This window comes from Pseudomonas sp. R3-56, from assembly GCF_051132075.1.
In the GTDB taxonomy this organism is placed as follows: Bacteria; Pseudomonadota; Gammaproteobacteria; order Pseudomonadales; family Pseudomonadaceae; genus Aquipseudomonas.
The window spans coordinates 2,840,277-2,857,954 of record NZ_CP071657.1 but is presented as its reverse complement, the minus strand read 5'-3'; the positions used below and the strand labels follow the sequence as shown (position 1 = coordinate 2,857,954).

The window sequence follows — 17,678 nt, the reverse complement described above, 5'->3', positions numbered from 1 at the left end:
AGTTCCTTGGTACATGTGGAGTAAACAAATACCCCCGTGGCGAGGGAGCTTGCTCCCGCTGGGGCGCGCAGCGGCCCTAAGATAGCCGGTCAACATTGATAACCAGGGTGACAACAGAAGGGCTGCTGCGCAGCCCAGCGGGAGCAAGCTCCCTCGCCACGGGGATGAGTGATCAGTCAGGGTTTTGGGTGTCCACCCGCCTCATCCCCGCCCGCTCGTAACGCGGGTAAAGATGGCTGACGCTGCGAATCAATTCATACCGGCTCAGGCTGATCGCGGCGAAGCGCTCGGGGATAGGGCTGCGGATCATCTCGGCCATGTCGTCGCCCCGGGCCGCGCCGTCGCGCATCAGTTGGTCGAGCCAGCCGAGGTAGTCGCGCATCTGCGCGAATGGCCGGGCATCCGCCGCCAGCGGACCATGTCCGGGCACGATCTGCTTCCACGGCAGCCCCTCCAACATATCCAGATCCTTGAGCCATACCTCCAGGCCGGGGCTGTTCGGGGTGGTCAGCGCTCGCTCATAAAACACCAGGTCGCCGGCAAACAGCACGCCCGTGGTTTCATCAAGGATCGCCAGGTCCGCCCTGGTATGCCCGGCCAGCGCCAGCAAGCGCAACGAATGCTCACCCACCTGCAGCGTGCCGGGGCTCAACGCCTGCGTCGGCAGCACCACCTCGGTGCCGCGCATCCAGTCGCCCACCAGCCGGTACATGTTTTCCGCCATCGCGTCGCCCTGCTGTCGCAGCAGATCGGTGGTGCCGGGCAGCGCCCCGATGGGCACATCGCTGAAGGCCTGGTTGCCCAATACATGGTCAGGGTGATGATGAGTCAGCAGCACCTGAGCCACCGGCTTGTCAGTCGTTGCGGCGATGGCCTGGCGCAGCGCCTCGCCGTAGCGCTTCGACGGTCCGGTGTCGATGACCACCACGCCGGCCTCGGTGACGATGAACGCGGTATTGACGATATTGCCGCCGTTGGCCTTGGCAAAATTATCCGTGCTGCCTTCCAGCAGCCACGTGCCCTCGGCGATCTGCCGTGGCTTGAGCGAATACTCGGTGTCGGACCAGGCCGGCAGGCACAGCCCAAGACAGATCAGCAACAACCAGCGCATGGCGTGCTCCTTGTGGTCAGGGAATGGCAGCTTCGAACTCGTTGCCGCTGTTGTCGCGCAGCAACAGGCGGGTCTGTCCCGGGCCCTGGATGTCGAAGCCCAGGGAGGGGTTTTCGCTGACCGCCGGAAACAGCTCCAGGCGCGCCAACAGCTTGCCGTCGGCATCCAGCAGCCGAGCCTGGTTGATGAAAAACTCCGGGATGCCGCTGACCAGGCCGTTGTCCATGGGGTGGGCAACCTGCAGACGCAGGCGACTCGAATCGCCCCGCGGGTAGCGACCGCCCAGCACTTCGCCCAAGTGCTCCTCCCAACCCGGTTGGGTGCGCACGACGCTGGGCGCGGTGCAGCCGCCACCCGCCGCGTCGATCAGCGTCGAACCGACGTGCCACAGCCCGTCGCGGGTCTGCACCGCCGCACGCAATGGAGTGGCTTGCTCGATGCGAATACGGATCGACAGCCAGGGCAGCACCCGTTCCGAGGGCTGGAAGTCGACAATCTTCGGCAGCGGGTTCAATTCGGCCCAGGCCAATATACGCACGACGTCACCGGTAAAGGCGCGGGCATCGATTTCCAGCGGCACCTGGCGCGCGTCTTCGGCAAACGGTGGCGCCAGCAGCCGGACTCGCTCGTCGAACACGAACGGCGCGTCCGCCAGCAGTTGCTTGTGATAGAAAGCCCACATCACGGAAGGCACCGGGTCCTTTCCCGGCTCGATAGCGCTCGCCATCAACGGCAGGCAACACCACAGCAGGCCCCACGCTCGCCAGTTCATCGCTGCGCTCCTATTGATACATGTCCGGCACTTCGTAGCGCAGGCCATAGCGGGCATACACGGCCTTGAGGCTGCCGTCGCGGATCAACGCTTCCAAGGCTTCCTCCACCGCATAGGCCAGTTGCCGGTTGCTTTCGTGCACGGCCATGCCGATTTCCCAGCGCTGCTTGCCCATGTTCGGATAAGCGTTCTCCGCCAGGGCCAATTGCGGATCAGCCGTCCGGTGCACTTGCCAGTCGATTTCCCCGCGCATCGCCATGACCGCATCGACCGCCCCGGCCTGCATGGCGCCGAAGGCCTTGGCAACGCTGGGGTAATGGCGGGTCTTGGCACTGAGCATGCCGTTGAACACGGACGTCAGGTAGAACGACGGCACGCTGTCGACTTCAACGCCAATGGGGTGTTGCTGGAACACCGCAACGCTGCCCACCGAGTCCAGTCGACGCCGGTCGTACGCCACTTGCCAGCATTCCTGCTGATACGGACCGAACATCACGACCTGGGCGTTCTCCAGCTCGCCAACGTCGTTGCGCCTTTGCACATAGTCATGGTCATAAGGCACTCGCATCATCAGATCGGCCAGTTGTCGATCGTGCAGCGGACTGCTGCGCCAGATGTAGTCGCGCAAGTCGTCGTCGAGCTTTTCGCCGGGCGGTGCCCAGAGCAATTTCAGCCGTACCCCCAGGGCCTTGGCCAGGGCCTGCGCCAGCTCCACGTCAACGCCCCGCGGCTGGCCCTGGTCTTCAAAGCTGTAGGGGGCAAAATCCTTGTAGACCGCGACCTTCAATTCACCGGCGGCAATCATCTGGTCATAGCTGCGCACCTGCGCCTGCACCGCCTGGCCACATAACAGCAGGCTGCACATCACCCACGCGAACAGGCGCATGACAATCACTCCTCGACGTGCACGCTGTCCAGGTAGGTACGCACCGCCCACAGCGCTTCCTGGCTCAGGTAATCGGCCATTTTTGGCATATACACCCGGCCATCGCGCACCGCGCCATGGCGCACGCGTTCGACAAACCATTCATCGCCAGCCTCGGCGGCGTCAAGCATGCGCAAATCCGGGGCGATACCGCCGGACTTGGCCTCAAGGCCATGGCAGGCCGCGCAGTTCTGGTTGTAGGCCGAGGCGCCGATCTCCACGGCTTTTTCGCGTTCGGGAGAATTGCGATACGGGTTCTGTGCCGCCCAGCCGTCGGCATCCAACGGCAGGTTGGTGTCCTTGATCGGCGTCAGCCCTTGGGTTTCCACTGCCTGGGGCACTACGTTGCCATGGGCCCATGCCGAGCCTGCGCCAGTCAGCCCTATCAGCAATGCGCTAGCGATGATGGCGTTGCGTTTTGTTGTCATTGTTATGCCCTCGAAATTGCACGCAAGACCTCTTCACAGAGGCCGTGCCGTCATCTTAGGAAGCGCCCGCCGCCGGCCGAATGCTGCTTTGGTGGCCGGGGTCTAGTTCCTTGGTAGCGGGCCATACGACGCAAGTCGCAAAGACAGGCGCTTTGGGAAGTCTTCCCGGCAAGGGCGGGACTTTTTCCGTATCGGACAAAGCTTGCGAGACCGACCCTAGTCAGGCCAAAACCTCACTGGGAAATCCCACCATGACAATAAAAACGCTACCTGCCCTCTCCTCCCTGAGCGTTGCCTTGCTGCTCGCCGGCGGCCTGTCCCTGGGGCCGCAGGCGCACGCCGCCGTGACCTGGGAAGACATTGCCAACGATCACCTGACGACGAAGGACGTGCTGCAATACGGCATGGGCACCAACGCCCAGCGCTGGAGTCCGCTAGCCCAGGTCAACGACAAGAACGTGTTCAAGCTCACCCCGGCCTGGTCCTACTCGTTCGGTGACGAAAAACAACGCGGCCAGGAATCCCAGGCGATCGTCAGCGACGGCGTGGTGTATGTCACCGGCTCCTACTCCCGGGTGTTCGCCCTCGACGCCCGGACCGGCAAACGCCTGTGGACCTACAACCACCGCCTGCCGGACAACATCCGGCCCTGCTGCGATGTGGTGAACCGTGGTGCGGCCATTTATGGCGACAAGATCTACTTCGGGACTCTGGACGCACGGGTGGTTGCCCTGGACAAGAACACCGGCAAGGTGGTCTGGAACAAGAAATTCGGCGACCACGCCGGCGGCTACACCATGACCGGCGCCCCGGTGCTGATCAAAGACAAGGCCAGCGGCAAGGTCCTGCTGATCCACGGCAGCTCCGGCGACGAGTTCGGTGTCGTCGGGCAACTGTTCGCCCGCGACCCGGACACTGGTGAAGAAGTCTGGATGCGGCCGTTTGTCGAAGGCCACATGGGCCGCCTCAACGGCAAGGACAGCACGCCGACCGGCGACGTCAAGGCGCCCTCCTGGCCTGACGACAAAACCACCGAGACCGGCAAGGTCGAGGCCTGGAGCCACGGTGGCGGCGCGCCTTGGCAGAGCGCCAGTTTCGACCCCGAGACCAACACCATCATCGTTGGCGCGGGCAACCCCGGCCCGTGGAACACCTGGGCGCGCACCGCCAAGGACGGCAACCCGCATGACTACGACAGTCTCTACACTTCGGGCCAGGTGGGAGTCGATCCAAGCACTGGCGAAGTGAAGTGGTTCTACCAGCACACGCCCAACGATGCCTGGGACTTCTCCGGCAACAACGAGCTGGTGCTGTTCGACTACAAGGACAAGGACGGCAAACAGGTGAAGGCCACCGCCCACGCCGACCGCAACGGGTTTTTCTACGTGGTGGATCGCAACAACGGCAAGCTGCAGAACGCTTTCCCCTTCGTCGACAACATCACCTGGGCCAGCCACATCGACCTGAAGACCGGTCGGCCCGTGGAAAACCCCGGCCAACGTCCGGCCAAGCCGTTGCCAGGCGAAACCAAGGGTAAACCGGTGGAGGTTTCGCCGCCGTTCCTGGGTGGGAAAAACTGGAACCCCATGGCGTACAGCCAGGACACCGGGCTGTTCTATGTGCCAGGCAACCAGTGGAAGGAGGAGTACTGGACCGAGGAGGTCAGCTACAAAAAAGGCTCGGCCTACCTGGGCATGGGTTTTCGCATCAAGCGCATGTACGACGATCACGTCGGCAGCCTGCGGGCGATGAACCCCACCACCGGCAAGGTGGTGTGGGAGCACAAGGAGCCGCTGCCGTTGTGGGCCGGTGTGCTGGCAACCAAGGGCAACCTGGTGTTCACCGGCACTGGTGACGGTTTCTTCAAGGCCTTCGACGCGAAAACCGGCAAGGAGCTGTGGAAGTTCCAGACCGGCAGCGGCATCGTCTCCCCGCCCATCACCTGGGAACAGGACGGCGAGCAGTACATCGGCGTGACCGTCGGTTATGGCGGCGCCGTGCCGTTGTGGGGCGGCGACATGGCCGAACTGACCAAACCGGTGGCCCAGGGCGGGTCGTTCTGGGTGTTCAAGATTCCGAGTTGGGATAAAGCGACGGCGCAGAAATAACCCTGACCCAACCTGAGCCCTGCCCCCACCACAACCCCTGTGGGAGCGAGCTTGCTCGCGATGGCGGTCGTTCAGTCGATATTTATGTTGACTGACACTGCGCTATCGCGAGCAAGCTCGCTCCCACACTTGCCCGAGTGTAGGCCATGAAACCACTGCCCTTGCTGCTTCTGCTCCTCGCCGCCGGTGCCAACGCCGACGACACCCCTCTGACCATCAACGGCTGCCTCATCGCCGAATCCAGTCAATGCCCTGGCGCTAACCTGCGGGGCGCCAACCTGGCGAGCCAGGACCTGCGCAAGATGAATCTCGCCGGTGCCGACTTGCGCGAGGCCGACCTGCGTCATGCGCGGCTGGACCTGGCCAACCTTGAAAAGGCGCAGCTCCAGGGCGCCAACCTGAACCGTGCCAGCCTGCAACAGAGCAACCTGCGCCTGGCGGATTTCAGCGGCGCCACGCTCAAGGCAATCCAGGGATGGGGGCTGTTCGCCCAGGGCGCACAGTTCCAGCGGGCCGACCTGAGCGGTGCCTACCTACAGTTCGCCCGTTTGTCCGGGGCTCGCCTGCACGAGGCCAACCTGCAAGCCGCCGACCTGGAGATGGCCTGGCTGAGCAAGGCCGACCTCAAGGGCGCCGACCTGCGCGATGCCAACCTGCAAGAGGTCAAGCTCGCTGAAAGCAACCTGGAACAGGCCAACCTGAATGGCTCGCGCCAGCATTACGGGAATTTCCAGGATGCGAATATGCAGGACTGCATCGATTGCCCCACAAGTTGGGATCACTGAGACCGTGGCGAGGGAGCTTGCTCCCGCTGGGGTGCGAAGCGCCCCCAAAACCAGACACCTCGGAATGTCAGGCCCGTTGAATGGATCTTGTTAGGGCCGCTTCGCAGCCCAGCGGGAGCAAGCTCCCTCGCCACGGGGACCAGCATTTCACCCAGCCACGCGCACCACGCCCATATCGATTCCCAGGTGGACCAGTTCGGCATGGGAGCTGACCTGCAGCTTGCTCTTGAGCAGCGTCAGATGGTTGGACACGGTCTTGGCGCTGATGCACAGCTGTTCGGCGATGGTCCGCGCCGGGGTGCCCCTGGCGAGCATGACGAAGATCTCCAGTTCGCGCTGGGTCATCGATTGCAGGCGCGGGTCCGCATCGGGCCGGGTGCTGGCGCAGGCCAGTTGGGTCGCCAGGGTCTGCTCGATATAGGCATGGCCGGCCAGCACCCGGCGCACCGCCTCCAGCAATATCTGCGGTGCCGAGTTTTTGGTCAGGTAACCCGCTGCGCCGGCGTCCAGCGCCTGGCGCACGAATGGCAGTTCGTCGTGCATGCTGAAAAACAGCACGCGCAGTTGCGGCAAGCGTTGACGCAGGCGGCGGGTGGTTTCCAGGCCGCTGATGCCCGGCAGGCTGAAGTCCATGATCACCAGGTTCGGCACCTGTTCCTGCACCTGGCTCAACGCTTCTTCGCCCGAGGCCGCTTCGCGCACCAGCAGTTCCGGCATCAACGCTCGCAACAGGCTGGCGTAACCTTGCCGAACCACAGCGTGATCGTCCACCAACAAGATGTTCATGAAGCCTCCAGGGGAATGTTCAAGGCCAGCGCCCACCCGGCGCCGGGCTGGCTGATGATGCGCAGCTCACCACCAAGGCTGCGGGCCCGTTCGGCCATCGAATGCAGGCCGACACCCGCCCGGGCCGGTTGCTGCGCGCCACGTCCGTTATCGCGCACCAGCAGGCGCAGGCGGCCGCTGCGGTGCTGCAAGCGAATCCGTACCTGACTGGCGTTGGCGTGCCGGGCGATGTTGGTCAGTGCTTCCTGCAACAGGCGATAAAGGTGGGCCTTGTCAGGCCCGGTTATCGACGGCGACGCTCCATCGACTCGCAACTGACAGGCGATCCCGTGTCTGTCCTGCCACTGCCTCGCGAGCAGCCCGATTGCCTCGCACAACGGCAGGTGCTGCAGCACCACGGGATACAAGTCGTGGACCAACGCGCGAAAGCCTTGTTGCAGGTGATCGCAGTGTTCTTCCAGTTCGTTTGCCGTCTGCTCCAAGGCTGGCGGCTGATGGATGAGCAGGCGCAGCAGACAGGCCCGTGCGCGAATACCGGCCACGTATTGGCCAAGGTCATCATGCAGTGTCTGCGCCAGGCGCGTGCGCTCCTGTTCCTGCACGGCCAGCAGTGCCTGGGTCAGCCGGGTGTTGTCCGCGCGGGTCTGGGCCAGGGCGGCGGTCATCCGATTGAAATGCTCCGCCAACTGCTGGGCTTCCGAAACGCCTTCGGTGCGCAGGCTGACCTGCAAGTCCCCGGCGGATACCTGGCGCATTGCGTGGAGCAATTCATCCAGCAAACACACGCCCCGGCGCACCGCCCAGCGAATCACCAGCAAACTGACGAGGAGTGCCATCAGGCAGACGCCGAACAGTTGCGCCAGGGAATCGAGGATCTCGTCGATTTCATCCCATGGGTCGACAGCGATCCAGGCCCGACGTCCATCCTGCAGGACCACCATCTGCGCAGCCGGGCCTTCGGCCAACAGTTGGCGACCCAGCCAGGCCTGCAATCCGGGATCGTTCGCCGGGGCATTCTCCCCAGGCGCCAGCCAATGCACCCGCACGTGACGCAGGCTGCCGGTGAGCCGCGATTGAAGGCTGGTCGGGTCGCGCTCGGCGGTTTCGCGCAGGTAATGCACCACCGACTCGGCCGATTGCAGTTCGCGCTGCACATCGGCGGTGGCCTGGTGCAGCAGCAGCGTCGCGCAGGCCACGGCGACCAGGGCAAAGAACACCGTGACCCAGAGGTTGATTCGCCAGAGGGCGGACATGGCTAGCGCCCCGATCCCTGGTCTACACCGGGCCCCTGTGGGACACCGGACCTCTGTGGGACACCGACACCCTGTGGGAGCGAGCTTGCTCGCGATAGCGGCGGCGCATCCAACATCAAGGTCGGCTGAACCACCGCTATCGCGAGCAAGCTCGCTCCCACAGGGATGGTCTTATGCCTGTCAACCCCGATCAGGCTCAGGATCAGCAACAACGGCAACAGCAGCGTCTTGAGTATCCGCACGATCCGTCCGCTCCCTGATGAATCACGATATCGCCATCCTAAAACCCCGACGCCCGCGCCGAGCTACTACCTTGGTACTGCCCCGGCGGTACTTTCTGCATATTTCCCCGCAACCCTGGCCTTCCTATGCTGGCGCTACCTGCAATGGAGGATGTCATGCGCCGGCTCGCACGTTTTGCCCTGGTTTATCTGCTGGCTACGACCACCGCTCAGGCCGGCGATGCCGTGGCGTTGCAAGTGCGCATCGGCTACCTGGGTTATCGTCCCGATCCCGGCCCGCTGCTGTCCAATGTGATTGCCGAACCCACCGATGCCGGGCTGCGCGGCGCCGAGCTGGCGATTGTCGACAGCAACAGCACCGGACGTTTTCTCAAGCACGACTACCGCCTCGAAAGCGCCACCGTAGACAGCCCCGAAGCGCTGCTCCAGGCCGCCCGCGCCCAGCACGATCGGGGCCTGCGGCTGTTCGTGGTGAATGCACCCGCTACCAGCCTGCGCCAGCTCAGCGCCGCCCTGCCCGACAGCCTGCTGTTCAACGCCGGCAGCCCCGACGACAGCCTGCGCACCAGCGACTGCCTGGGCAACGTGCTGCACACCCTGCCTGATCGGGCGACACTCGCCGATGCGCTGATCCAGTTCAGCGTCGTCCGCAAATGGCAGCGCGCCTTGCTGATCGTCGGCCAGACACCCGCAGACCAGGCCTACGCCGCCGCACTGCGCCGGGCGATGAAGCGTTTCGGCATGAAGATCGTCGCCGAGAAACCCTGGCAGTTCGACAACGACCAGCGCCGCAGTGCCCAGGCCGACATGCCGCTGTTCACCCAGACCGCCGAATACGACGTGGTGCTGGTGGCCGACGAGCGCGGCGATTTTGGCGAGTACGTGCCCTACCAGACGTGGTACCCGCGCCCCGTAGCCGGCACCCAGGGACTGACCCCGACCGGCTGGCACAAGACCGTCGAGACCTACGGTGCGGCGCAGTTGCAAAAGCGCTTCGAAGCCTTGGCCGGGCGCTGGATGAACGACCGCGACTTCGCCGCCTGGATCGCCGTGCGCAGCATCGCCGCCGCCGTCGGCAAACTGCGTCGGGATGACCCGTTCGCCATCCGCCAACTGGCCCTCGGCGACCAACTGCCGCTCGACGGTTTCAAGGGCCGCAAGCTCAGCTATCGCCCCTGGAACGGCCAATTGCGTCAACCGATTGCGCTGGTCCAGCCACGCGCCCTGGTCAGTACCTCGCCCCAGGACGGGTTCCTGCACCCCAGCAATGAAATGGACAGCCTGGGCTACGACCGGCCCGAAGTCAGCTGCCGCTACCCCTGATCAATAACAACAACAAGGAAAACGCCATGCGCCGCTCCCTGCTTTGCCAGATCCTAGCCTTCGGCGCTGCGTTGATCGCGGCGGGCCCTGCCGTCGCCGCCATCGCCTGGGTCTCCAACGAGAAAGACAACAGTCTGAGCCTGATCGATATGCAGAGCCTGGAAGTCGTCGACACCCTGCCGGTGGGCCAGCGCCCTCGGGGCTTGCTGCTGTCCCATGACAATCGCCTGCTGTACATCTGCGCCAGCGATTCGGATCGCGTCCAGGTGATGGACGTTGCCACCCGCAAGATCATCAAGGAGTTGCCCTCCGGCAAGGACCCGGAACAGTTCGCTCTGCACCCCAACGATCGCTGGCTCTATGTCTCCAACGAAGACGATGCCCTGGTCACGGTGATCGACACCGAAACCTCCGAAGTACTCGGCCAGATCGCTGTGGGCGTCGAGCCCGAAGGCATGGCCGTCAGTCCCGATGGCAAGTGGGCGGTCAATACCAGCGAGACCACCAACATGCTGCACTGGATCGACACCAGCACCCAGACATTGGCCGACAACACCCTCGTGGACCAGCGGCCGCGCTTCGTCGAATTCAACCGCGACGGTACGCAGCTCTGGACCTCGGCCGAGATCGGCGGCACCTTGAGCATTCTCGACGTCGCCACCCGCCAGGTACTCAAGACCCTGACCTTCCAGATCAAGGGCGTGCACCCGGATAAGGTCCAACCGGTGGGCATCAAGCTCAGCGCCGACGGCAAGCTGGCATTCGTCGCCCTGGGCCCGGCCAACCATGTCGCGGTGATCGACGCGCAAACCTTCGAAGTGCTGGATTACCTGCTGGTGGGTCGACGGGTCTGGCAGTTGGCATTCACCCCGGACCAGAAGCAACTGCTGGCGACCAATGGCGTCAGCGGCGATGTCTCGGTGATCGACGTGCAGAGCCGCAAGGTGCTCAAGTCGGTGAAAGTCGGACGTTATCCGTGGGGCGTGGTGGTCACGCCATGAACGCCTTGGAGGTCAGCGACCTGAGCTTTGCCTACGGCGCGCGCGAAGCCCTGCGCCAGATCAGCTTCAGCCTGCCCGCCGGACGCTTCGCCGCGCTGCTCGGGCCCAACGGTGCCGGCAAGTCGACGCTGATTGCCTTGCTGACGCGCCTGTACGACGTGCAACGCGGCGAGATCCGGGTCGGCGGTCACTCGTTGCAGGGTGCGCCACGCCAGGCCTTGCGCCAGTTGGGGGTGGTGTTCCAGCAAAGCACCCTGGACCTGGACCTGAGCGTCGAACAGAACCTGCGTTATCACCTCGCGCTGCACGGCTTTGCCCGGCGCCAGGCCGACGTCCGGATTGAGCTCGAACTGGCTCGCCAGCACCTGACCGAACGGCGTCACGAGCGGGTGCGCAACCTCAACGGCGGGCATCGGCGCCGGGTGGAAATTGCCCGCGCGCTGCTCCATGAGCCGCGCCTGTTATTGCTCGATGAGCCGAGTGTCGGCCTCGATCCGGCCAGCCGTCAGGCCCTTGGAGAGCATATCCGCCAACTGTGCCGCGAACAGAGCATCAGTGTGCTCTGGACCACGCACCTGCTGGACGAAGTGCAGCCTCGCGATGACTTGCTGATCGTGCATGAAGGGCGGCTGGTCGCCAGCGGTCGCGCCGAGACGGTGAGCCTGGAACATGGCGGCAGCCTCGGCTCGGCCTTCCATCGATTGACCACCCCGGGGGTGGCCGCATGAATGCGTATTGGCAATGTTTCAGCGGCATGGTGATGCGCGAATGGCTGCGCTTCGTGTTGCAACGCACGCGGTTGCTCAGTGCCCTGGTACGGCCGTTGTTATGGCTGCTGGTGTTCGCCGCCGGCTTCCGGGCCGCCCTGGGCATTGCGATCATCGCGCCCTACGACACCTACATTCCTTATGAGGTGTACATCGTGCCGGGGCTGGCCTGCATGATCCTGCTGTTCAACGGCATGCAGGGCTCACTGTCGATGGTCTATGACCGGGAAATGGGCAGCATGCGCGTACTGCTCACCAGCCCCCTGCCCCGGGCCTTCCTGTTGGCGAGCAAGTTGCTCGCGACTTCGCTGATCTCGCTGTTGCAGGTCTATGCCTTTCTCGCTATCGCCTGGTTGTATGGCGTCCAGCCTCCGGCCACGGGCCTGCTGCTGGCGCTTCCGGCGTTGCTGCTGGTGGCCTTGATGCTCAGTGCCCTCGGCTTGTTGCTGTCCAATGCGATCCGCCAGTTGGAGAACTTCGCCGGGGTGATGAACTTCGTCATCTTCCCGATGTTTTTCCTGTCTTCGGCGCTGTACCCGCTGTGGAAAATGCTCGAGGCCAGTCCGTGGTTGTACTGGCTGTGCGCGGTGAACCCGTTCACCCACGGCGTGGAGCTGGTGCGCTTCGCCCTGTATGGGCAATTCAACCTGCTGGCAATGTCGGTGTGCGTGGGTCTGAGCCTGGTGTTTGCGTTGCTGGCGGCGTGGACGTTCAATCCGCAGCATGCGGCATTACGCAAGGCGAGTTGAGCAGCCGATACGCACGACCCCTTGTGGGAGCGAGCTTGCTCGCGATGGCGACGGTTCATTCAATAACGACATTGACTGATAAACCGCTATCGCGAGCAAGCTCGCTCCCACAGGGTCTGGGTGGGTACATCCGTTGGAAATTACTACTTTAGTACCGGTTTTCCTGTCTATGGTCGCATTCACAAGACCTCGACCGTGACATGTAATGGGCGCATAACAAGAAGGATAAAACCTATGCCCCGTTTGCTCGCGATCGTCTTGCTGGGCCTGTCGCTGAATGTCGCGCAGGCCGACACCTCGCTGTTTTCCCCGCAGGGCTTTCGCATCACTCAATACCGCAGCCCGACGCCCGCCTCCGCAGACAGCGCGCAAACCGTCGACACCGAAGCCTTGCAGCGCCTGCTAAAGCAAACGCCCGCGCCAGTGCTGATCGACGTCTACCGCCGGCCCTGGGTCCAGGGCCGGTTCATCGACACCGAACCCCATGCCAACCTGCCCGGCAGCTTGTGGCTGGCCAACACCGGCGACGGCGAACTGGACGCGACCTGGCAGGACTACTTCACGTTTTACCTGCGCAAAGCCACCGCCGGCCAGGCCGATCAACCGCTGGTCTTTTACTGCCGCTCCGATTGCTGGTTGAGCTGGAACGCGGTAAAACGCGCCGCCGCCTTGGGCTATAAACATCTGTATTGGTACCGCGACGGCCTGGATGCCTGGGAGGCGGCCAACCTGCCCCTGCAAGCGGCCCGCCCCGAACCCTTGCCCTGAATGGCCGAGAGCCGTGCAACTGCCCCAACACGACAATAACGAGGTGAATGGCCATGTATAAAATCCTGATAGCCGACGATCACCCACTGTTTCGCGAAGCCATCCACAACGTCATCAGCGACGGTTTCGCCGGGAGCGAGGTGATGGAAACCGCTGACCTGGACAGCGCCCTGGCGCTGACTCGCGAACACGATGACCTCGACCTGATCCTGCTCGACCTGAACATGCCCGGCATGCACGGCCTCAATGGCCTGATCAACTTGCGCAACGAGGCACCGACCATCCCGGTGGTGATCGTGTCCGCCGAGCAGGACAAGCAGATCGTCCTGCAGGCCATCACCTATGGCGCGGTGGGTTTTATCACCAAGTCGTCGCCGCGCGCGCAGATGACCGACGCCATCGAGCAGATCCTCAATGGCAACGTGTACCTGCCGCCAGACATCATCCGCACCCAGAAGAGCCCGACGGGCCGGCGCCTGAACGAGACCCCGGCGTTCCCGCCGGAACTGCTCCAGGCCTTGACCCGCAAGCAATTGCTGGTGCTCGAACGCATGACCAAAGGCGAGTCGAACAAGCAGATCGCCTACACGCTGGACATCGCCGAAACCACGGTCAAGGCCCACGTCTCGGCGATCCTGCGCAAGCTCAACGTGCATAACCGGGTGCAGGCGATTCTCAGTGCGGGGGATATCGATTTCGGGGCTTACCTGCGGCGTTGAACCGCGCTCTGGAGAAGATCGCCCGTGGCGAGGGAGCTTGCTCCCGCTGGGCTGCGCAGCGGCCCCAAACCCAGGCAACGCGGTGTGTCAGTCTGGTTGATTTGAATGGATGGGAGCTGCTGCGCAGCCCAGCGGGAGCAAGCTCCCTCGCCACAAAAAGCGGTTCTTCTCAACGGCTGGTTGCCTGGCCCAACAAATGACTCATCGCAATCTTCAGCTTCATCGGCCGCACCGGCTTGTGCATCAGCGTGTGCCCGCGCTCGCGGATCTGCTGCTTGAGTTCGTTGCTGTAGTTGGCCGTGATCATCATGGCCGGGATCGGTGAGGTGCGGCAGGCGTTGATCCGGGCCACCGCGTCCATGCCATTCTGATCGTGGTCCAGGTGATAGTCGGCAATCAGCAAATCCGCCTCGGCGCGGCAATCGTCCACCTGGCGTGCCAGGTCCTGTTCCGACAGTGCAGTCACCACGCGGCAGCCCCAACCTTCGAGCAAGGTGCGCATGCCGGCACAGATCGCCGCGTCGTTATCCAGCACCCAGACCCGCGCGCCACGCAGGCGTTCGAGCATCGGCTCGCTCATATCCAGGCACGCCAGCGGCTTGGGCGCGGTGGCGCTGAGCGGAACCTCGATGGCAAACACCGAGCCCTGGCCCGGCCAGGAGCGGACCTTGATCGGATGCCCGAGGATCCCGGCGATCTTCTCGACAATCGCCAACCCCAGGCCGAGTCCGCGATCCTGGTCCGGGCGCTGGACGTCCCCACGCTTGAACTCCTGGAAGATTTCCTCCAGCCGATCCTGGGCAATGCCGATACCGGAATCCCAGACTTCGATCGAGACACGGTTACCGTGACGTCGGCAACCCAGGACCACCCGCCCGTTGGGGGTGTAGCGAATGGCGTTGCTCAACAGGTTGCGCAGGATCCGCGCCAGCAACTGGATGTCGCTGCGCACCAGCACCGAACAAGGCACGAAGCGCAACGCCAGGCCCTCGCTACGCGCAACCTGAAGGTATTCCGCGGCCAGGGTGTCGAGCAGCTCACTGAGGGCGAACGGCGCCACGTCGGCCTTGATCACCCCGGCATCCAGCTTGGAAATATCGACCAGGGTGCCCAACAGGTTTTCCACGTCCTGCAGCGAATTGCTGACGTTGCGCACCAGTTGCGCGTTCGCCACCGGTTCGCGGCGTTCGAGCAAGGCGCTGGTGAACAGCCGCGCCGCGTTCAACGGTTGCAGCAGGTCATGGCTGACCGCGGCGAGGAATTTGGTTTTCGACAGGTTGGCCCGCTCGGCCTCGCGCTTGGCTTCGCGCAGGCGCAGCTCGACCCGGCTGCGTTCGTCGATCTCGCGTAGCAACTGGTCGTTGAGCGTGGTCAGCTCGACCGTGCGCTCCTGCACGCGCTGCTCCAGGTTCTGGTAGGCCTGATGCAGGGCCTCGGCGGTGCGGCGACGTTCGGTGATGTCGCGGATCAGCACGAAGATGCCCACCACCTCGCCGTTGGCCAGCCGATTGGGCACGTAGGAGCGCAGCATGTAGCGCTCCTGGTTGTTGATGTTGGTCTCGGCGAATTCGAAGGTCACGCTCTCCCCGGCCAACGCTCGGGCCACGTAGGCTTCCAGGCGCTGGTAATGCTGCTCGCTGTGGGCTTCGCGCAGGCTTTGGCCGAGCATCACTCCCCGCGGCCAGCAATACCACTGCTCATAGACCTTGTTGGTGAATTCGTAGACCAGGTCGGCGTTGAGGTAGGCGATCAGTGCCGGTACGTGATCCGTGATCAAGCGGATCCAGCGCTCGCTTTCGCTCAGTGCCTCGGCATGCTGGTAGCGCTCGGTAATGTCAGTGAAGGTATTGACGTAGCCGCCGGTCGGCAGCGGATGGGTCCGGATCTCCAGGACCCGGCCATCGGACAGGCGCTGTTCGCACTCCTGGATCAACCGCCCATTGCCGTCGCGACTGGCCGGCGTCAGCAGTTGCAGCTCACTGTCGGCGATCACCTCGTTGAATGGCCGATGAGCCGCCACCGGCGCCAGGCCGCTGAGTTCCAGGAAGCGCCGGTTCCACAATTCCAATACGCCCTGGGCATTGACCATCGCTACGCCCTGGGACAGGTTGTCCACCGCGCGCTGCAGCAAGTGGGATTTCTGCGCGATGGCTTGCTCACGGCGTACGGTTTCGCTGAGTTTGACGTCAGTGATATCGGTAAACAGGAACACCCGTCCGCCCTCCTGGGTCGGCCGTTCGCTGACCTGCAGCCAGCGGCCGTTCTGTAATCGGTACAGCACCGGCTCATCGGGCTGGCCGCGGGTTTCTTCGCTGAACAGGCCATTGGCGGTCATCAGGCGCTTGACCTCGCCAAGGCGCATCCCCGCGATGATCCGCACCCGGCTGTGGGCCCAGAACGCCTTGAAACGGCTGTTGAAGAGGACAATGCGTTGCTGTTCGTCGAACAGCACGAACGCATCGGAAATGCTCTCGATCGCATCGATCAGATGGCGATGGGCGGTTTCCGCCCGCAGCCGGGCTTCGCCCAGCAGATGGTTGCCGGCCTTGAGCTCGGCCATCGCCTGGTTCAAGGCGTCGGTGCGCTCGCGGACCTGTTCGGCCAGCACCACCGAATGCTGGAACGCTGCGTACGGGTCGCTGCCACGGGTCACGCCGGATTCGACCCGCTCGATCAGCGCCGCGTTGATGCGCCGCAGCTTGTGGTTGTCGTGTTGCAGGGCGGCGATCTGTGCCTGCAGTTCAGCGATGACCGGGGACGCGATGACGGGCAATGGCAACTCCGGTGAAGGTCTGGTTGATGTGCATGCCATTGAACTGTTCTCCATAGGTGTTGAACCCCATCACCCGTTGTTCGCGCAGGAACTGGCCGATCTGCTCCAGGCCAGCGCTGTCTTCCAGCTCAAGGCGCCTGAGGAAGCAGTCGCAGCCGATGGTCAATAACAAGTCACCCAGGCGCTCCTGCAAGCCGTCAAACAGCGCTTGCAGGTTTTGCAGCAGAGGCCCCGGGCGCATGGCCGTGAGCACGATGCCGTTCTCTACGGCGCAATAAAAACTCAGGCTCAGGTCCGAGTGGACTTGCTGGATCGCCCGCACGTAGTACTGATCGTTGATGCGCACGGCCAATGGGTGGGCGGCAAATATCCGGTAATTCAGCGCGCTGACCGGCACACCGATATGCCGGGCGTATTCTTCGGCGGCGGGTTCGGCATTGAGCTCGTAGACCCGCCGCGAGGCGCTGTCGGCGCCGGTCACCACCAGCTTCTCCTGGCGAGGCAGGATGTGATGGGTGGTGAACACCTCGAACTCCAGCCAGGTATTGATCAGCACCACCACGGCGGCGCCGCTGTGGAACTGGCCTTCAAAGTAGACGTGGGTGTGGGTCAGGTAATTGTCATCGCCGGCCGAGCCACCGAAATGCGGGATGTCGCCCAAGGCTGCGCTCAACGCGGCCAGTACCATTTCCTCGCGACTGGACAGGCCGTCGAGCAAGGTCAAGGCAAAACTGTGGCCCTTGATCGGCGCCAGGACGTTGCTGCGACAGCCACCGGCCAGTCGCTCGACCATCTGCTGGGCGTCGATCAGGCTGAAGTGCTCCATCTCGCCGATCAGCTCGGCGGCAATGGAAAAATGCCGATGATCGAACCCCACCGCCGTCACGCAGTTACGACCGTAGCCCTGCGGGGTGATTTCCCCGGCGCTGGTGCAACCGACCAGGCGAATCCCGCCGAAACTGCGAGACAGCGCCTGGCCCAGGGCCGGCAAGTTGTATTCGGCGGAACAGAAAAACAGCACGAAACCCAGGTACGGGTGCAACAGCTGTCGCGCCAGTTCCTGGGCCACTTGCTCGACATCCGTTGCCTGGGACATGGCGCTGACCACACCTTCGCTCTGGGCCTGCTGCATCTGCGCCTCCGACGGTGCGTGATAGAGCCCTGAGTG

Annotated in this window: 16 protein-coding genes; 8 read left to right on the top strand and 8 right to left on the bottom strand. The window is 63.7% G+C overall.

Annotation, left to right across the window (positions count from 1 at the left end; genetic code table 11):
• Positions 1–172 precede the first annotated feature (172 nt).
• From J3P96_RS12950 to pedF, 4 genes are read right to left on the bottom strand one after another with little or no spacing between them, the layout of a single operon-like run.
• Positions 173–1,111, bottom strand: coding sequence for a quinoprotein relay system zinc metallohydrolase 1 (locus J3P96_RS12950; protein ID WP_434657692.1), 939 nt, complete (start codon positions 1,109–1,111; stop codon positions 173–175).
• 16 nt (positions 1,112–1,127) lie between these two features.
• Complete coding sequence (locus J3P96_RS12945; RefSeq protein ID WP_434657689.1) at positions 1,128–1,883, bottom strand: quinoprotein dehydrogenase-associated SoxYZ-like carrier; 756 nt, start codon at positions 1,881–1,883, stop codon at positions 1,128–1,130.
• 10 nt (positions 1,884–1,893) lie between these two features.
• On the bottom strand, positions 1,894–2,769 hold the full coding sequence (locus J3P96_RS12940; protein ID WP_434657686.1) for a substrate-binding periplasmic protein: 876 nt from the start codon (positions 2,767–2,769) through the stop codon (positions 1,894–1,896).
• A gap of 5 nt (positions 2,770–2,774) precedes the next feature.
• The gene (gene pedF / locus J3P96_RS12935; RefSeq protein ID WP_434574013.1) at positions 2,775–3,236 is read right to left on the bottom strand and encodes a cytochrome c-550 PedF; all 462 of its coding nucleotides are present in this window, start codon (positions 3,234–3,236) and stop codon (positions 2,775–2,777) included.
• Positions 3,237–3,487: 251 nt separating this feature from the next.
• Between pedF and exaA the strand changes: the two genes are divergently transcribed.
• A complete protein-coding gene (gene exaA / locus J3P96_RS12930; RefSeq protein WP_434657683.1) occupies positions 3,488–5,344 on the top strand; it encodes a quinoprotein ethanol dehydrogenase in 1,857 nt (618 codons plus the stop codon).
• A gap of 146 nt (positions 5,345–5,490) precedes the next feature.
• Positions 5,491–6,129: a pentapeptide repeat-containing protein gene (locus J3P96_RS12925; RefSeq protein WP_434657681.1), complete on the top strand. Its 639-nt coding sequence runs from the start codon at positions 5,491–5,493 to the stop codon at positions 6,127–6,129.
• Between the two features lie 147 nt (positions 6,130–6,276).
• Here J3P96_RS12925 and J3P96_RS12920 read toward each other — a convergent pair whose 3' ends face one another.
• Together J3P96_RS12920 and J3P96_RS12915 are read right to left on the bottom strand one after the other, a co-directional pair.
• A complete protein-coding gene (locus tag J3P96_RS12920; RefSeq protein ID WP_434657679.1) occupies positions 6,277–6,915 on the bottom strand; it encodes a response regulator in 639 nt (212 codons plus the stop codon).
• On the bottom strand, positions 6,912–8,168 hold the full coding sequence (locus J3P96_RS12915) for a histidine kinase (protein WP_434657677.1): 1,257 nt from the start codon (positions 8,166–8,168) through the stop codon (positions 6,912–6,914). Before J3P96_RS12915 ends, J3P96_RS12920 begins: the two co-directional genes overlap by 4 nt.
• A gap of 398 nt (positions 8,169–8,566) precedes the next feature.
• On the opposite strand from J3P96_RS12915, the gene J3P96_RS12910 reads away from it, so the two are divergent.
• The 6 genes from J3P96_RS12910 to J3P96_RS12885 all read left to right on the top strand — a co-directional run bounded on the left by J3P96_RS12910 (position 8,567) and on the right by J3P96_RS12885 (position 13,737).
• A complete protein-coding gene (locus J3P96_RS12910) occupies positions 8,567–9,733 on the top strand; it encodes an ABC transporter substrate-binding protein (protein ID WP_434657675.1) in 1,167 nt (388 codons plus the stop codon).
• Positions 9,734–9,759: 26 nt separating this feature from the next.
• Entirely contained in the window at positions 9,760–10,734 is a 975-nt protein-coding gene (locus J3P96_RS12905) for a YVTN family beta-propeller repeat protein (RefSeq protein WP_434657672.1), read from the top strand.
• Positions 10,731–11,462, top strand: coding sequence for an ABC transporter ATP-binding protein (locus J3P96_RS12900; protein WP_434657669.1), 732 nt, complete (start codon positions 10,731–10,733; stop codon positions 11,460–11,462). Before J3P96_RS12905 ends, J3P96_RS12900 begins: the two co-directional genes overlap by 4 nt.
• Positions 11,459–12,250, top strand: a complete 792-nt coding sequence (locus tag J3P96_RS12895) for an ABC transporter permease (RefSeq protein ID WP_434657667.1) — start codon at positions 11,459–11,461, stop codon at positions 12,248–12,250. The genes J3P96_RS12900 and J3P96_RS12895 overlap by 4 nt, the downstream gene beginning before the upstream one ends.
• A 234-nt stretch (positions 12,251–12,484) precedes the next feature.
• On the top strand, positions 12,485–13,018 hold the full coding sequence (locus J3P96_RS12890) for a PQQ-dependent catabolism-associated CXXCW motif protein (protein WP_434600884.1): 534 nt from the start codon (positions 12,485–12,487) through the stop codon (positions 13,016–13,018).
• A 53-nt stretch (positions 13,019–13,071) separates the two neighbouring features.
• The gene (locus J3P96_RS12885; protein ID WP_305500841.1) at positions 13,072–13,737 is read left to right on the top strand and encodes a response regulator transcription factor; all 666 of its coding nucleotides are present in this window, start codon (positions 13,072–13,074) and stop codon (positions 13,735–13,737) included.
• A 169-nt stretch (positions 13,738–13,906) separates the two neighbouring features.
• Here the strand turns inward: J3P96_RS12885 and nahK are convergent, their stop codons facing one another.
• Both nahK and nosP read right to left on the bottom strand, forming a co-directional pair.
• Complete coding sequence (gene nahK, locus J3P96_RS12880; RefSeq protein ID WP_434657665.1) at positions 13,907–16,549, bottom strand: hybrid sensor histidine kinase/response regulator NahK/ErcS'; 2,643 nt, start codon at positions 16,547–16,549, stop codon at positions 13,907–13,909.
• Entirely contained in the window at positions 16,479–17,642 is a 1,164-nt protein-coding gene (gene nosP, locus J3P96_RS12875; protein ID WP_434657662.1) for a nitric oxide-sensing protein NosP, read from the bottom strand. Before nosP ends, nahK begins: the two co-directional genes overlap by 71 nt.
• Between the last annotated feature and the right edge of the window lie 36 nt (positions 17,643–17,678).

Bases quoted from the DNA above. Each gene is read 5' to 3' on its own strand.
- J3P96_RS12900 (WP_434657669.1), top strand. From the start codon at position 10,731: ATGAACGCCTTGGAGGTCAGCGACCTGAGCTTTGCCTACGGCGCGCGC.
- J3P96_RS12890 (WP_434600884.1), top strand. From the start codon at position 12,485: ATGCCCCGTTTGCTCGCGATCGTCTTGCTGGGCCTGTCGCTGAATGTC.
- J3P96_RS12895 (WP_434657667.1), top strand. From the start codon at position 11,459: ATGAATGCGTATTGGCAATGTTTCAGCGGCATGGTGATGCGCGAATGG.
- J3P96_RS12940 (WP_434657686.1), bottom strand. From the start codon at position 2,769: ATGCGCCTGTTCGCGTGGGTGATGTGCAGCCTGCTGTTATGTGGCCAG.
- J3P96_RS12910 (WP_434657675.1), top strand. From the start codon at position 8,567: ATGCGCCGGCTCGCACGTTTTGCCCTGGTTTATCTGCTGGCTACGACC.
- nahK (WP_434657665.1), bottom strand. From the start codon at position 16,549: ATGGCATGCACATCAACCAGACCTTCACCGGAGTTGCCATTGCCCGTC.
- J3P96_RS12915 (WP_434657677.1), bottom strand. From the start codon at position 8,168: ATGTCCGCCCTCTGGCGAATCAACCTCTGGGTCACGGTGTTCTTTGCC.
- pedF (WP_434574013.1), bottom strand. From the start codon at position 3,236: ATGACAACAAAACGCAACGCCATCATCGCTAGCGCATTGCTGATAGGG.
- exaA (WP_434657683.1), top strand. From the start codon at position 3,488: ATGACAATAAAAACGCTACCTGCCCTCTCCTCCCTGAGCGTTGCCTTG.
- J3P96_RS12920 (WP_434657679.1), bottom strand. From the start codon at position 6,915: ATGAACATCTTGTTGGTGGACGATCACGCTGTGGTTCGGCAAGGTTAC.
- J3P96_RS12925 (WP_434657681.1), top strand. From the start codon at position 5,491: ATGAAACCACTGCCCTTGCTGCTTCTGCTCCTCGCCGCCGGTGCCAAC.
- J3P96_RS12885 (WP_305500841.1), top strand. From the start codon at position 13,072: ATGTATAAAATCCTGATAGCCGACGATCACCCACTGTTTCGCGAAGCC.
- J3P96_RS12950 (WP_434657692.1), bottom strand. From the start codon at position 1,111: ATGCGCTGGTTGTTGCTGATCTGTCTTGGGCTGTGCCTGCCGGCCTGG.
- J3P96_RS12945 (WP_434657689.1), bottom strand. From the start codon at position 1,883: ATGAACTGGCGAGCGTGGGGCCTGCTGTGGTGTTGCCTGCCGTTGATG.
- nosP (WP_434657662.1), bottom strand. From the start codon at position 17,642: ATGCAGCAGGCCCAGAGCGAAGGTGTGGTCAGCGCCATGTCCCAGGCA.
- J3P96_RS12905 (WP_434657672.1), top strand. From the start codon at position 9,760: ATGCGCCGCTCCCTGCTTTGCCAGATCCTAGCCTTCGGCGCTGCGTTG.